This window comes from Pseudomonas viridiflava, from assembly GCF_003702045.1.
In the GTDB taxonomy this organism is placed as follows: Bacteria; Pseudomonadota; Gammaproteobacteria; order Pseudomonadales; family Pseudomonadaceae; genus Aquipseudomonas; species Aquipseudomonas viridiflava_C.
This window is the reverse complement of record NZ_RBTP01000016.1, coordinates 1-13,276: the sequence shown is the minus strand read 5'-3', so window position 1 is coordinate 13,276 and position 13,276 is coordinate 1. Positions and strand designations below refer to the sequence as shown.

General features: G+C 59.6%; 14 protein-coding genes, 2 tRNA genes and 1 pseudogene. 7 read left to right on the top strand and 10 right to left on the bottom strand.

Translation table 11 applies throughout. From position 1 onward, the window contains the following. The first annotated feature begins 20 nt into the window (after positions 1–20). Together ALP40_RS07200 and ALP40_RS07195 are read left to right on the top strand one after the other, a co-directional pair. A tRNA-Leu gene (locus ALP40_RS07200) sits at positions 21–106 on the top strand. 478 nt (positions 107–584) lie between these two features. Beyond that, positions 585–950, top strand: a complete 366-nt coding sequence (locus ALP40_RS07195) for a hypothetical protein (protein WP_122207617.1) — start codon at positions 585–587, stop codon at positions 948–950. Positions 951–1,150: 200 nt separating this feature from the next. Here ALP40_RS07195 and ALP40_RS07190 read toward each other — a convergent pair whose 3' ends face one another. The 6 genes from ALP40_RS07190 to ALP40_RS07165 all read right to left on the bottom strand — a co-directional run bounded on the left by ALP40_RS07190 (position 1,151) and on the right by ALP40_RS07165 (position 7,200). Beyond that, positions 1,151–2,602 (bottom strand): amidase family protein, encoded by a 1,452-nt coding sequence (locus tag ALP40_RS07190; protein WP_122207616.1) that lies wholly within the window; start codon positions 2,600–2,602, stop codon positions 1,151–1,153. Positions 2,603–2,618: 16 nt separating this feature from the next. After that, a complete protein-coding gene (locus ALP40_RS07185) occupies positions 2,619–3,851 on the bottom strand; it encodes an MFS transporter (RefSeq protein ID WP_122207615.1) in 1,233 nt (410 codons plus the stop codon). A 10-nt stretch (positions 3,852–3,861) separates the two neighbouring features. Further along, positions 3,862–4,794: a transporter gene (locus ALP40_RS07180; protein WP_183136012.1), complete on the bottom strand. Its 933-nt coding sequence runs from the start codon at positions 4,792–4,794 to the stop codon at positions 3,862–3,864. Between the two features lie 66 nt (positions 4,795–4,860). Then, positions 4,861–5,853, bottom strand: a complete 993-nt coding sequence (locus ALP40_RS07175) for a helix-turn-helix domain-containing protein (protein WP_122207614.1) — start codon at positions 5,851–5,853, stop codon at positions 4,861–4,863. Positions 5,854–6,089: 236 nt separating this feature from the next. Next, positions 6,090–6,308, bottom strand: a complete 219-nt coding sequence (locus ALP40_RS07170) for a hypothetical protein (RefSeq protein WP_122207613.1) — start codon at positions 6,306–6,308, stop codon at positions 6,090–6,092. Positions 6,309–6,453: 145 nt separating this feature from the next. Further along, positions 6,454–7,200, bottom strand: a complete 747-nt coding sequence (locus tag ALP40_RS07165; protein WP_122207612.1) for an NADPH-dependent F420 reductase — start codon at positions 7,198–7,200, stop codon at positions 6,454–6,456. Positions 7,201–7,301: 101 nt separating this feature from the next. Between ALP40_RS07165 and ALP40_RS07160 the strand changes: the two genes are divergently transcribed. Together ALP40_RS07160 and ALP40_RS07155 are read left to right on the top strand one after the other, a co-directional pair. Then, a complete protein-coding gene (locus ALP40_RS07160; protein ID WP_122207611.1) occupies positions 7,302–7,667 on the top strand; it encodes a helix-turn-helix domain-containing protein in 366 nt (121 codons plus the stop codon). A 39-nt stretch (positions 7,668–7,706) separates the two neighbouring features. Further along, complete coding sequence (locus tag ALP40_RS07155; protein WP_122207610.1) at positions 7,707–7,946, top strand: hypothetical protein; 240 nt, start codon at positions 7,707–7,709, stop codon at positions 7,944–7,946. A 46-nt stretch (positions 7,947–7,992) separates the two neighbouring features. Here ALP40_RS07155 and ALP40_RS07150 read toward each other — a convergent pair whose 3' ends face one another. Continuing rightward, positions 7,993–8,196 carry a hypothetical protein gene (locus tag ALP40_RS07150; RefSeq protein ID WP_122207609.1) on the bottom strand — a complete coding sequence of 68 codons (204 nt, stop codon included), beginning with the start codon at positions 8,194–8,196 and terminating at the stop codon, positions 7,993–7,995. A 269-nt stretch (positions 8,197–8,465) separates the two neighbouring features. Between ALP40_RS07150 and ALP40_RS07145 the strand changes: the two genes are divergently transcribed. The 3 genes from ALP40_RS07145 (at position 8,466) to ALP40_RS07135 (ending at position 9,404) form a co-directional block, all read left to right on the top strand. Beyond that, positions 8,466–8,672, top strand: a complete 207-nt coding sequence (locus tag ALP40_RS07145) for a hypothetical protein (RefSeq protein WP_122207608.1) — start codon at positions 8,466–8,468, stop codon at positions 8,670–8,672. A gap of 105 nt (positions 8,673–8,777) precedes the next feature. Beyond that, positions 8,778–9,047, top strand: coding sequence for a DUF6388 family protein (locus tag ALP40_RS07140; RefSeq protein ID WP_122207607.1), 270 nt, complete (start codon positions 8,778–8,780; stop codon positions 9,045–9,047). 283 nt (positions 9,048–9,330) lie between these two features. Then, positions 9,331–9,404: transfer RNA gene (locus ALP40_RS07135), tRNA-Cys, on the top strand. 227 nt (positions 9,405–9,631) lie between these two features. Here the strand turns inward: ALP40_RS07135 and ALP40_RS07130 are convergent. The 3 genes and pseudogenes from ALP40_RS07130 to ALP40_RS07120 form a co-directional block, all read right to left on the bottom strand. Beyond that, complete coding sequence (locus ALP40_RS07130; protein WP_122207606.1) at positions 9,632–11,383, bottom strand: tannase/feruloyl esterase family alpha/beta hydrolase; 1,752 nt, start codon at positions 11,381–11,383, stop codon at positions 9,632–9,634. 402 nt (positions 11,384–11,785) lie between these two features. After that, positions 11,786–13,186 carry an LLM class flavin-dependent oxidoreductase gene (locus ALP40_RS07125; protein WP_122207605.1) on the bottom strand — a complete coding sequence of 467 codons (1,401 nt, stop codon included), beginning with the start codon at positions 13,184–13,186 and terminating at the stop codon, positions 11,786–11,788. A gap of 4 nt (positions 13,187–13,190) precedes the next feature. Beyond that, positions 13,191–13,276 (bottom strand): annotated as a pseudogene (locus ALP40_RS07120) (acyl-CoA dehydrogenase); the annotation flags it as partial.

The window sequence follows — 13,276 nt, the reverse complement described above, 5'->3', positions numbered from 1 at the left end:
TCCCCGCTCTTGGCGCTACCGCCCCGATGGCGAAATTGGTAGACGCAAGGGACTTAAAATCCCTCGTCCTCTGGACGTGCCGGTTCGACCCCGGCTCGGGGCACCACATATAAAACAAGGGCTTGCGTGCTTTCAGTGCGCAGGCCCTTTGTTTTGAAATTGCCGCAATTTCAGAATCTTGCCGCAATTCTTGATTTTCCCCCTCCTCTGCGTCCTGCCGACGAACACCACTCCCCAAATCCGAAACTGTTGAGCAGCCGTTACGTGATGGTCAACGGTGATCGCTCACGATTGGCTGATTGTTAAGGAGACGCGATCAATGCCGATAGCCTTCTACTGCATGTCGCAGTGCAAGGAGGCTGTATGAAAAAAATCCTTATCGCCGGACTCGTCGTATTCCTTTCAGTCGTTTCAGTCTCTGCCTCCGCGTGCCCAAAAGGCACGCACCCAACAGGCGGGACAGGCTCGCATCATAAGGGCGGGACGTGTAAATAGAACAATCGGGAAGCACCGGATTGTCTCGCTGAGTTCAGGGAACTATCGCTACACAAAATACCCATGCCCAACACAACGGAATCTGCTTCATGCACGCCCCTAAATTCCTATTTGCCGCCTTCGCAAGTGCGTCTTTTTTTGTACACGCGACCCCAGCCACTGACGAAAATGTGGAGTGTTCGGCGTATTTTGAAATTTTGTCAGTTGCTGGAGACCAGCCAGATATCACCCGGCCGCAAGCATCGAAACTGTTCTATGTGTTCTTGGCACGCGCTGGTGATACCCCGGAAAACCAAGATGCCGTCGCCCACAAAATGGTCGAACTTTCCAAAGAGGTGCCGCGAGGAAAGATGACCTCAGCCTCCATCGCGCCGCTCAGAGCCAGGCTTGACGCCAAATGCAAGGCCTTACTGACCCCATCATCGCCTGACGCCTCTTCACAGCAGCGCAGTTGATAATTCGATGTATTCGCAGCATCTCGACCTTAATTTTGCACCTTCAACTGACCCAGAGAGCCATGAGCGGGAACGCCTCATCTTCGCTCGGGACTGCGCAGCCCAACGCGGGGCAAGCCCGCTCGCCACAGGTTACTGGTTGCCGTTCTATCTCTTAATTGACCGGCATTGGGTCAAGGGCTGCCAATCCAACCGTTCGGTCAGCGCGCGGCACAGGCATTGATCGGCGGTATCCGCCGCCGCCAGGGCTGTGCCCGCTCCAACTGTGCGGCGAGGGCGAACAGGGTATGTTCCTCACCAAAACGAGCGGCGAAGTGCGCGCCCATCGGCAGGCCGGCCGCGCTCCAGTGCAACGGTACCGACATCGCCGGTTGCCCGCTGGCATTGAACAGCGCGGTGAACGGCGAGTAGCTATGGAAGCGCTCGATCAACTCATCCAGGCTCAGGCGGTCGTCCTGCAGGTCCAGCTCGCCGATCGGTAAGGGTTCACGGGCCAGGGTGGGTGTCAGGATCAGGTCGTAGTCCTGCATGAACACCGCCAGTTGACGGCCCAGGGCATGGATCCATTCCACTGCGCCGGCGTACTGCGCACCGCTGACCTCGCCCTTGCTGCGCAGGATGATCCGGGTACGGGCTTCCAGTTCCTCAGGCTGCACTGGGAAGCCACGCATCCGGCCCAAGACGTCGACATAGTGACGGGTGCTGGCGCCAATGATGGTAAAGACCTGATCGAGAAACTCCGGCAGCACCACTGGCAGGTTCACCGGCTCGACACGGTGGCCAAGGGATTCGCACAGCCTGGCCGCCGCGCGCACGGACTCCAGCGCCGTGCTGGACGTCGACCACGGCCCGAGTTGCTCCACCAGCGCGATACGCAGCGGCTGTGGATCACGTTGCAGTGCCGAGACATAGGGCTGTGCCTGCAGGGGCGCGGCATACGGCGCGCCCAGGTCGATACCCGCCGTCGCATCCAGCAACGCGGCACTGTCCCGGACCGACAAGGTGATGGCATGGGGCGTGCCCATCCCCGCCCAGCCTTCGCCAATCATCGGCCCCGAAGGCAACAACCCGCGACTCGGCTTGAGGCCGAACACCCCACAGCAGGAGGCCGGCACGCGCAACGAGCCACCGCCATCGTTGCCATGAGCAAACGGCACGACGCGCGCCGCCACCAGAGCCGCCGCGCCGCCGCTGGAGCCGCCCGCGCTGTGGCTAAGGTTCCAGGGGTTGCGGGTAGCACCAAAGCGGTTGGACTCGGTGGAGTACGAGGTACCGAATTCGGGCGAGGTGCTGGTGCCGGCAATCACACAACCGGCACGGCGCAAACGCGTCACGAGTTCTGCGTCGAAGTCGGCGCGCGCGCCTCCCAGCGACCAGGAACCATTGGTCATGGCGGCGCCGTTGACCGGTGAGAAAAGGTCCTTGATCAAGGTCGGCACCCCGGCAAACATGCCGTCACCGGGCCGTGCTGTACGTGCGGTCTCACGAGCCGAATCGTACAGGCGCTCGGCCACGGCGTTGAGCTGCGGCTCGACCCGTTCGACGCGGTCGATGACCGCCTCCAGCAGCTCGCCGGGTTGTAGCTCGCCGCGCCGGAGCCACTCGGCCAATCCCGTGGCGTCCTCGGTGTCCAGCAGGTTCTGGATGTCCATGTGCATGTCCTCTTGATTACGAATGACTTGAGCCCAACGTTCGGGTGAGCGCCTTGCGCCGCGCTTGCAGACCGGCCAGCGCCCAAACCAGGGCCGAGGCCACACTGGCGAGCGCCAGCCACTGGATGGAAAGGCGCAGGTCGCCCGAGTAGGCACCCAGCAGCGCCACCACCAGCGGGCTGACAAACTGGCCGACATACAGGCAGGCAGTGAATCCGCCCAGGCCGCGTCCGCGGGTGCTGGCGCTCAGAGCATTCATGACCGGCGCCATCGCGTTGGGTACCAACAGCCCGGCGCCCAGGCCGTGAACCAGTATGGCCAGCAGTAATGCGTTGTAGTTTTGCCCGCGCGTCAGCAGCCACAGCCCCACCCCCAGCAATGTCAGCAACACTGCATTGCAGCCGGCGACACCGATACGACGTCGCAACAGCGGCCAGGCTAACGAACCACCCAAAGTCGACAGCAGGCTCAGGCCCGCCGCCAGTCCGATCAGGGTGCTGGAGGTCACGCCCATGCCCACCAGCAGAACCGGCGCCTGGATCGGCACGACAGACGTCAGGACCATGCCGCTGAAAATCAGCAGGTAACCCAGCACCAGGGGCAGGATCGCCACCCTCCCTGCATCGGGCATGTCGATCGGCTGCCGGCTGGCCGCAGGCTCCCACAGCACTTTCATCATCGCCGGCACCAGCAGCAATGGCAGCAGGTACAGCAGAAACGGCTGACGCCAGGAATGTTCCCCCAGCACCCCGCCCACCACGAAGAACAGCGCGCCCACCAGACCGATGGTCACCACTTGCCGGTTGATATAGCGCATGCGCTCCTCGCCGTGCCAATAGTCGGCGATCAGCGCGGCGCAGCAGGTCATGACCGCGGCTTCGGCGCAGCCGAACAACATGCGTATACCGACGATGGCCGGCAAGTTATCCAGCACTGCCGGCAGCGCGCCGAGAACGCCATACAGCAGGGTGGCGATGATCAGCAAGGTCTTGCGCCCGACCCGGTCGGCCAACCATCCGGCCAGCGGCGCGCACAACGCAATCGCCAGTGCCGGCCCGGTGACCACCAGCGGCACCAGCAAGTCAGCGTGCGCGTCCAGCGGGCCGAACTCGGCGCCAAGCTTGGGCAGGACAGGTGCCACCATGACGGCGCCCATGATGGTCAGGCTGCTACCCAGCATCAGCACCAGCCCTTCACGGCGTCCGGTGGCCTGGAGGGGTAATGTGGAATCAGAACGTAATGGGTTCATGGTCAGCCCCTTAGAAACTTTGAGAAATACGCAGTGCCACGGTGTAACCCTCGGCTCGATTGCGGGCAGCGGTTTCCTTGTAGACATGCAGCCAGATGGGTGGCAGGCCGGGCTTGAAGTAACTCACCGCCGGCCCGACGGCCAACGCCCGTGCGCGATTGCCCGACTGCAGCCCCGGCGCGTCGTCATCGCTGAACTGGCGGTAGTAGTAGCCGCCCAGGCCCAGGGTCCACAGCCCTACATGTTGGCCGACGGCAAATTCGTGGCGGTATTCGACACCGTTTTTGTAGTCGGTCGCAGGGTTGCGAGTGTTGACGTCGACCTGAAGGCTTGATGACACCTCAAAGCCGCTGTCGGTGATGTAAGTGGCGTTGACGGTCGGCGAGAACGTCCAGTGATTGAGCCCCGGAGAAATCAAACGATTCTTGTCGTAGTCCCCGGTGGGTACCTGGATCTGCAGTTGGGTGTTGATGAACAGATTCGACGAAAGATTCCATTGCAGGATCACTGGCGAAAATTGCACATCGGCCAGTCGAAACGGATCGGCTTCCAGGCTCAGTGGTCCGGCCGGGGTCGGCACCTTGAGGGAAGTGTCCATTTTGAAAAACGGCACCACTGCGCTATAGCCATAAGTTGCGCCTAACAGGGTGTAATCCGTCAGGTGTATATAGGCTAAGCTGATGGATAAAACATCCAATGAAAGATGGTTGTCGACTGAGCGCCCGTCACGATCTTTCTGCACGTTGGCCGAATAAAACCCGGTTCGCAGCCCCAGGGTCCCGTAAGGCGTGGCTGGCGGCATCATCCCCGCGCCGAAGTCATAGACACCGACCGCCGTGGTCGGCGCGCCGTTTTCGGTGGCCTGAACGCTGGCGCAGCAACCGAGCATTCCCAGGGTGAACAGCGCCATGCGTGCGCTGCTTGCATTATTGTTATTGATCATCGGATGCCCATTCCATCAAGTGGTAGGGTCATCCTATGCAGCACCGCCGTGAGCGGTTATCCGTTTTCAGCAGAGTTGGGTGCGGTGCAGGGTTTGTGAAGGGCTTTCGCCGAACAGGTGACGGTAGTCACCGGAGAAGCGGCTCAAATGCCAGAACCCCCAACGTGCCGCCACGGCGTGCACACCTCCCGATTGCGGGCTCGCTCGCAGTTCGCGCCGCACCGCATTGAGGCGTAACGCACGCAGATACGCCACCGGATTGATCCCCAGGGTTTCCTGGAAACAGTACTGGAGTTTGCGTCGGCTGGCGCCGATGTGGTTGCACAGGTCGAGGATCGACAACGGTTCGTCGAGGTGGCTCAGCGCATAGTCAAGGGCCCGGTCGACCATCCTTTTACGCGCGGTGGGGGTTAGGGGCGGCGCTTGATCCGGTGCAATCAGTTCCAGCATGTGCAGCATCACCGCATCGCGTATACCACGGCGGATCGAGTCGTATCCGAGCAACGCTTCACGGTCCGCGTCGCACTCCGCCAGCTCATCGAACAACGCCGCGAGTTGACGTTGCACAGGCGAGTCGCTCAAGCGGTAACACTTGGGAAGATCGGTAATCCGAAAAGGGCTGCCCTGACGCTCCAGGGCATGCTCCAGTACGCGTTCGTCAATCGCCACATTGAGTAAATCAAGGTGTGGAGGCGTGTGCAGCTTGGGCAAGTTGTAGCCGTGGACAACCAGCAGGCTGGGGTCGTGAATCGGATGCCCCGAGCAATAGACCGGGCCGTCGGCACTCAACGGCACGCTGAACGCAATTGCCCCTTCCCAGGCCGCTCCACTCTTGGTCATGGCTTGATTAGAGCGGTCGCGTGCCAGTTGCATCCAGCCCAAACGGAACTCGGTCAACTCGCCTTTAAAGAGGCCCGGCGATAACTGATCATAGTGAAGCTTCCAGCCAGGCATGTTCCCAGCGTGCTCATCGATGTCACTCGTCAGGAAACGCTGGAGGGGCGATGCCGACCGCACCATGTTGGAACCCGCCGGGACCAGATCATTATTGTTGTTCATGGACCTGACCTTTTTTAGTTGCAAGGCTTACAGGTCACCCTACACAGCAAGTTCCATTCCGAACACAGGACAGGCCACGAATATGTGCCGAAAATGGATAGTGAGAGAGCAAACGCGGGTCGTCAGCGGGACCGCCTAATGCCAGTCAGTCAAGAGATAGAACGGGCAACCCTTAACCTGTGGCGATTTGCTGAGCAAGGGCTTAGCTGGCGGGCCTGGCATATAGGGCTGCGCACCTACAGACCTGATACCTCATCATCGTCGACCGCGCCTACTCGAAGCTCTCGAACACCGGTCGCGGACCAAAAGCGAATCACAGCACCCTTCCCGCCCGCCATTATCTGAGCCTGCTCAATCAAATCGGCCCGGTTGCTGGAGCGCATGATCGGCTTATAGCCGTGGACCTTGTACAAGACCCACGTTTCGCCCTCAGCTTCAATACGGAAAACATCCATTGGATTGTCGTCCTGGGATTTATCAGTCGAGTCCCAAAACGTGGCTCCGTTCCCATAAAACGCCGGGTGAACCCCATTCAGTACCCGATGCGGATGAGTTAAACCTGTTAAATCGGGTTGTTGTATCACGCGCCATCGGCAATCGTCAGCCCTGCGAATTCAAAGAACGGTTCATGGCCACAATATCGTCATGCTCGGGGTTCGGCCCGAGTCGCTTGAAGTGCTCCGGAAGTTCATCCCGTTTCGCTGCCGCCCGCTCCTTGACCGCCGTCAACAGCGCGGCGCGCATGGTTTCGGCGTCGTAGTCGCAGCAGTAGCCCGGTGTGGAGGGTTGTTGCCGCCATGACTCCTCAAGAGAACCACTGTCGAGGGGATCGAAGCCGATCTGGTCTACCAACGACATGACGGTTGCTTTGGCCTTGCAATCATCACCCGCTACCGCCACTGCCAAACGCCCCGGCGTCCCTTTGGCAGTGCTCAAGCGTGCCAGTGAGTGGGCCAGAATGTTGTTGACCGCCTTGATGACCGGACGTCCGATCTGGCGGCTCACCCAGATGCTTTCGGTCATCCCCTGATCAATTTCAGCGATCCGGGGGTCGCGTAGGCCAGGGTAGTAATTACTGGTGTCGACCACCGGGACGCTGTCGGGCACCGAGGCAAACAAGTCTGAAGGAAGCGTGCTCAAGGCAGGTAAAGGTATGGACAGAACGATCACGTCCACTGCGCTCACCGCACCCCAAATGTCCACCGGTTCGACGCCCGTCTCTTCAGCAAAACCACGAACGCCGTTGACGCCCCTCGAATTCGCTACGCGAACTTCATGGCCAGCCGCTTTGAGTGTGCGGGCGATGGTGCTTCCGATGTTACCAATGCCAATGATGCCGACTTTCATGGATAGCCTCTTTAGTCGCAAATCTTGCACCGATTCTAGGATGCTGGTGTGATTAGGGTAAGTACCTACCAAAAAGTGGGTAACACACACATGAGGAAGCTATGGCACGGGAATGGAACTGCGAAGACCCGCAAAACCGTCGTGACTGGGCGGCGGCAACCACAGAAACGCTTCGTGTGTTGGAGGGAAAGTGGAAAATCATCATTTTGTGTCAGCTTTTCGCGGCAAAAGGAGCGCTTCGGTTTTCGGATCTGGAGAAGTTGATCGACGGGATCAATCAAAAAATGCTGATTCAGCAGCTAAAACAGTTGGAAAAGGACGGGATCGTTCTGCGCACGGTGTACCCGCAGGTACCGCCCAAAGTGGAGTACCAACTTACGGCAATGGGTCACGCACTCGGGCCATCGATCCAGGCACTGATCGAATGGGCAGAGATGAGGCGTGAGAACGTTTCTCAGGGCTGTTAGCCTGAGGCCTTAATCTTTGGGCAACACAGGTAGGCACTCATGACACTCAAGGAGATGAACATCCCGCTCACCATCAAGTCTCAGGCCGCCGAATTGGTGCGAAGCATCGAGATGGCCGACGGTCTCCTGGAGCTGGCCACGGCTGGCGGTAAGACGGAAGGCTTTTTGGTTGGCCTGAAATGCGTGAACGCATTGTCTGTAGAAGACACTGCAACGCTTGAAGCCATTTTCGATCAGGCAATGGAGCGCAAGATGGCTGAAACCCGCAAGCAGCGGTAGCAGGTTAAAAGACCCCACGCTGGCAGGGTCTCCGCTCTGTCGTCGGTCAGGTACTGCTGCCCAACGACGGAGCTTCGGTTTCATCAACAGGGGGATTCACCGGCATGTCCGGGTCATCGCTCAAATCGTTGCGCGCAGTGTCTTGGTCTTCACTGTCGCCGCTCTCCCTATCGGGATAAGTGTTTTCTTCGCTGCCTGGCTCGGCGGGTCCCGGGTATGCGCTTTCAGGGCCGTTGTCTTCAATTCCCATGCTTGATCTCCAGCTTTCAACGCAGGGTATCTGCGCCTGTAACTGTGAGGATTGCGCCCGACGCTAAGTGCCTGCAAACAGACAAGCGGCAATCAAAAGGCGCTAAATACCTCCCTCATTCAAAAAGCGATCATCGGCAGCCAACCGTTGCCATATATGGCTCGCAGCTTGCAATGCACAGGCTGACTGCGCCGGAGCGATGTATTTCTGACGTGTCAGCCATTATCAGCAATGCAGCAATACGCCGCCCCATCATCAGGAGATGCACCGTGTCGACGCTCAGTGAAATCGCAGCCAATCACGCGAAAAACACATTAGCACTAGAAGCAGAGGCGGCCCGATTGAGCATGGCCTGTATTTCTATTGCGCAGGTGGTTGCACCACCGTCGTTCACGGCGCTGGAGCAGATGCCCGCACACGCCATTGCGGCCATTAACGAAGGCCTTCACATTCAGACGAACAGCTATTCACTGTGACCGTGGAACCCGGTGTGCAGGCACCGGGTTCACGACGAACTGCACGCAACCTTCGATCAGGTCTGCCGATAGAGGTATCGGTGGATCATTCATGGAGAGAAACACATGCCTTTCACGGACACCCAGATCAATCAAGCGCTGGAAATTTTCATCCGTCGTGACGAACAGCTTCAGAAGGAGCTGGCCAATTTCAACCGTCACCCCGGCGGTCTGTTCATCAGCGAACGTCGTGCCGAGCACGCCCGATCGGCGTTCCTGCGGGCTGCGCAGGAGCGCGATACGACGCCTCATGATTTCGCACTGAGACTGCTGGCCCGCACGCCCTCCGAGTTGGAGCAGTTGCGCGAAGAACGGCGGATGCGGATGGCCAGTTGACCCCATCCGCTCCACTGCCTAAGCCTGAGGGCATTTCGACATCGAAAGTCTGGTGGAACGCAGCGCAACGGCAGATGCCTGAGAGCACATCCCCTTCCAGCACTGGGTGAATTATTTTCGCCTCGTTCTTGACATGCCCTTCGAACCAGTACAGAATTGCGTCCATTCCCGATTGGGGAATTGAAAAAAACCCTTTAGATTCAATGGGTTGGAAGACAAAGAAATATCTTTTCTTCTACAGTTTAAATACGTTTGATGCAGCGGTAACGCATCGGATGTTTGAGGCCGAGTAGCAAAATGGTTATGCAGCGGATTGCAAATCCGCCTACGCCGGTTCGATTCCGACCTCGGCCTCCACTCTTGAAAACCCCGTCAGTTACGATTGACGGGGTTTTTTATTGCCTGTCATAACGTGTGTGCGTCATAAAAAGCGTATCGCTTAATGTGCTCATCCATGCTTTGCAGCACTGGTCTGGCATGAGCGCACGCACCACGACCCAAGGCAGGCGTGGTTGCGGGCACTCATGGTAAAAACCGGCAACGCGCTGGAGTGATCCACTGCGTGTCAGGTCGCCTCGTCGTGCTTAGCGCACCAAGGGCTCGTAAGGCTGGAAGAACCCGCTCCCGATCCACTTCGGTGTCTTTTCGGTTGTCAGCGGCTCGGAGCGTTGGTAGCTGTTGGCCCGTTTCGAGTAACCCTTGTGGTCGTACTCGGCCATATACGGATAAGGGAACACCTTGCGCGTGCGACCACGGTTGGCGATGTCTTCTTTGGTCATGAACGCTGGCAGGTTCGCAGCCACCGGCTTGGTGCCGCTGGCCGTGGGTGCGCCAACGCTGCCGCGCTTATTGGGCCGGTCCTGAAGCGCAACGATCGCGCCAGGTGCCTGCCCCTTCTCGACCCAGCTCATGACCGGCGTCAGCAGGTCGATCAGGCTCGGCCCCTTCCCGCTGCCGCAATGATAGACACCCGGCAGCAGATACAAACGCTCGAACGACTCGGTCCGGGCCTTGCCCATGCGCGCTTCGACCGCCTCGTGATAGGCCAGCGTATTGAGCGGCGAGATGTGCGGGTCGGCCCAGCCATGCCAGAGAATCAACTTGCCGCCTCGGCTGGCGAAGGCCGTCAGGTCAGGGTTGGTCGCATCGTACAGCGCGTGCATCGGACGAAGCCGTTCGAAGGTGGCTCTGTCGAAATGCAGATCGGCCAGCTTGAAGTCGGCGCCGGGATTGCGCTCGAACACCAGATTGCGCAGGGACTCCAACGCGATCTTTTCGCTGAAGATCGGCTGATCAGCGGAAACCGGTACGAATACCCCTGCCCACGCCAGCTCCGAACCGGGCTGTGGGCCGCCCACTATCAGTCGTTCGCCGCTGACGGGGTCTTTCGGGCCATCATAAAAGCGCCGCACGGCCTCCACTTCTTTGGAGGTCAGGCATTTGCTGGTATCGGCCGAGACGCTGCACTGCACCGTAGACGCGTCGAAACGGCAAATTCTGGGGTCAGCGATCAGGCCATCGATTTGACCGTCCAGCACATCGCATTGGGCCAGCACCGCCTTGTGAAGAATGGGCAAACGGGACGCGACGACAATCGGCTTGCCATCCGGCCCGCTGTTGGAGCGCGCCAGCCAGGCGTGGTACAAGGCGTTCTGTGTCTGAAAATTCAGGGCAGCCGCGCCAGCCACGATTCCATCGAAATCGTCCGGATAGCGCTGGGCCTCGATCAGCGCCTCGCGACCTCCGTCGGAGCAGCCGCTGAAATAGGCGTATTTAGCCTTCTGGCCGTAAAACACGTTGATCAGCTGCTTCGACGCCAGCGCCGTCAGATGGACGCCGCGATGGGCAAAATCTGCGCGTTTCTGCGGGTCGTCGCCAAACGAGGTGTCCGAGGCTGGGTGCCCCATATCAGTAGAGGCCACGGCAAACGCGCCGGTTTTGAGGGGCTGACAGCCTTCGGCGGCCCCCACCGTCGTGTCGATGCGACCGCACAGGCCGCCGCAGCCGACCTGCAGGTAACGTTGCGCCCACGTGTTGGTGGGCAGCTCCAGCTTGAAGCCGATCTGCGGTGCAAGCAGGCCTTCAACGGCGCAAACCGGTACACCGTCACGCGTCGATTCCCCGGCTGAAACCACACGGCTACCGGATCCGCCTATATCAGCGAGATCGACTTGGGTCAGCGCAGCACAGGCGCTGACCGGTTTGACCACGGCCAGTGTGGCGAGGGTGTCGTTGGGATCCGAGGACGGTGTCTTGGCCAGCGCCGGGGTCAGAAAAAAGACAGAGGTGACCAATAGCGCAAACACGCTGGAACAACTCGACATCGTGGGTCTCATGAGAACTCCTGTTCATGAAGGATCAAGACTGCAGCACCGCATCATGGAGACGACATGTGCCGCAGTTGTAGGTAAAACGTTTAAGCGGCTTAACGATTCAACAATTAGCCGGACAAATTGTCATGGGTTCCTCCCTCCGCCCATGACCCGGTAAAGCGTGACATGGCAGCTCTGGCAGAGCCAGACGCAGCGAATTCAGGTGATGTCAGACGCGGAATAGGGAAATGTGAAAAGGCGCAACGCAGCGTCTGGCAGTAAACGATGGGCTGGTTGGATTGTGGGCGGGCGGCTTGCAGGCGATCTGCCGGGAACCGGCAGCAAAAAAGGCACAGGCGGTGGATTGGTTGCAATGAAGGGCTGCTGCGCAGCCCATTGTTGCCATCCTGGATTAACGATTGGGGCTCAAGCCGACTGTGGTTCTCGCGTGCGAGCCAATGCCGCCAGATCCCGAAATGCCGCGCCGGGATGAGGCGCTTGCAGGCGCGGTCCAGCGTCGAACAGCTTTTCGCGCAGCGTGCCTTGGGCGTATTCGGTCTTGTAAACACCGCGCTTCTGCAATTCGGGCACCAGCAAGTCCACTGCGTCGATGAACGTTTCGTGGGTCAGCGCGTAAGCCAGGTTGAAGCCATCGACGTCGGTTTCTTCGACCCATTCCTGCAACAGGTCGGCCACCGTTTCAGGGCTGCCGACAAACAGTGGGCCAAAACCACCGATGCCGACCCAGTCGGCCAGCGCCTGCGGAGTCCAGATGGCGTCGGGGTCAGCGGTGGAGAACGTTTCCACCGCTGACTGAATGGCATTGGTATGCACATGCTTGAGCGGCTCGTCGGGCCTGAACTGGCTGAAGTCGATACCGGTCCACCCTGAAATCAGCGCCATTGCGCCTTCGTAACTGACCCAGCTCTTGTACTCCTCGAACTTGGCTTTGGCCTTGGCATCGGTCTCACCGAGAATCACGGTCTGCAGGTTGAAGATCAGCACGCTGGATGGATCGCGACCGGCTTCGGCGGTACGACGGCGAATGTCGGCAACGGTTTTTTTCAGCAGCACCTTCGACGGCGAGGCGACAAACACGCATTCGGCATGCTCGGCGGCAAACTGCTTGCCCCGGCTGGACGCACCGGCCTGATAGAGCACCGGCGTACGCTGCGGCGAAGGTTCGCACAGGTGGATACCGGGCACCTGAAAGTGTTTGCCGACGTGACGAATCTCGTGAATCTTGCCCGGATCGCTGAACACGCGTCGCTCGCGATCTCGCAAAATCGCGCCCTCCTCCCAACTGCCCTCCCAGAGTTTGTAGCAGACCTCCAGGTACTCCTCGGCAAAGTCATAGCGGGCGTCGTGTTCGGTCAGGGTCTTCTGGCCCAGATTCTTCGCGCCACTTTCCAGATAGGAGGTCACGATGTTCCACCCTGCCCGGCCCTTGGTCAGGTGATCCAGGGTCGACAGGCGGCGGGCGAACGGGTACGGGTGTTCGAACGACAGCGATGCAGTGAGCCCGAAGCCCAGGTGCTCGGTAACCAGTGCCATTGGCGGAATCAATTGCAGCGGATCGTTGACCGGCACCTGCGTGGCCTGACGAATCGCCGCCTCACCGTTGCCGCGATAGACATCGTAAATGCCCAGTACGTCGGCGATGAACAGGCCGTCGAACTTGCCACGCTCCAGAATCTTCGCCAGGTCGGTCCAGTACTCCAGATCCTTGTATTGCCAAGAACGGTCTCGTGGATGAGCCCACAGGCCCGGTGATTGATGGCCGACGCAGTTCATGTCGAAGGCATTGAGGCGAATTTGACGAGACATGCCATTACTCCCGAAGCTGGGGCGGCGCGACGCCGTTGAGGCGGTGGTTGCCCAGCACCTGATAGTGCCAGCGCAGTGGTTCACGACCGG

Excerpts from the sequence above, each read along its gene's own strand:
- ALP40_RS07180 (WP_183136012.1), bottom strand. The coding sequence starts at position 4,794 with ATGATCAATAACAATAATGCAAGCAGCGCACGCATGGCGCTGTTCACC.
- ALP40_RS07185 (WP_122207615.1), bottom strand. The coding sequence starts at position 3,851 with ATGAACCCATTACGTTCTGATTCCACATTACCCCTCCAGGCCACCGGA.
- ALP40_RS07195 (WP_122207617.1), top strand. The coding sequence starts at position 585 with ATGCACGCCCCTAAATTCCTATTTGCCGCCTTCGCAAGTGCGTCTTTT.
- ALP40_RS07165 (WP_122207612.1), bottom strand. The coding sequence starts at position 7,200 with ATGAAAGTCGGCATCATTGGCATTGGTAACATCGGAAGCACCATCGCC.
- ALP40_RS07130 (WP_122207606.1), bottom strand. The coding sequence starts at position 11,383 with ATGAGACCCACGATGTCGAGTTGTTCCAGCGTGTTTGCGCTATTGGTC.
- ALP40_RS07170 (WP_122207613.1), bottom strand. The coding sequence starts at position 6,308 with ATGGATGTTTTCCGTATTGAAGCTGAGGGCGAAACGTGGGTCTTGTAC.
- ALP40_RS07150 (WP_122207609.1), bottom strand. The coding sequence starts at position 8,196 with ATGGGAATTGAAGACAACGGCCCTGAAAGCGCATACCCGGGACCCGCC.
- ALP40_RS07190 (WP_122207616.1), bottom strand. The coding sequence starts at position 2,602 with ATGGACATCCAGAACCTGCTGGACACCGAGGACGCCACGGGATTGGCC.
- ALP40_RS07155 (WP_122207610.1), top strand. The coding sequence starts at position 7,707 with ATGACACTCAAGGAGATGAACATCCCGCTCACCATCAAGTCTCAGGCC.
- ALP40_RS07140 (WP_122207607.1), top strand. The coding sequence starts at position 8,778 with ATGCCTTTCACGGACACCCAGATCAATCAAGCGCTGGAAATTTTCATC.
- ALP40_RS07175 (WP_122207614.1), bottom strand. The coding sequence starts at position 5,853 with ATGAACAACAATAATGATCTGGTCCCGGCGGGTTCCAACATGGTGCGG.
- ALP40_RS07125 (WP_122207605.1), bottom strand. The coding sequence starts at position 13,186 with ATGTCTCGTCAAATTCGCCTCAATGCCTTCGACATGAACTGCGTCGGC.
- ALP40_RS07160 (WP_122207611.1), top strand. The coding sequence starts at position 7,302 with ATGGCACGGGAATGGAACTGCGAAGACCCGCAAAACCGTCGTGACTGG.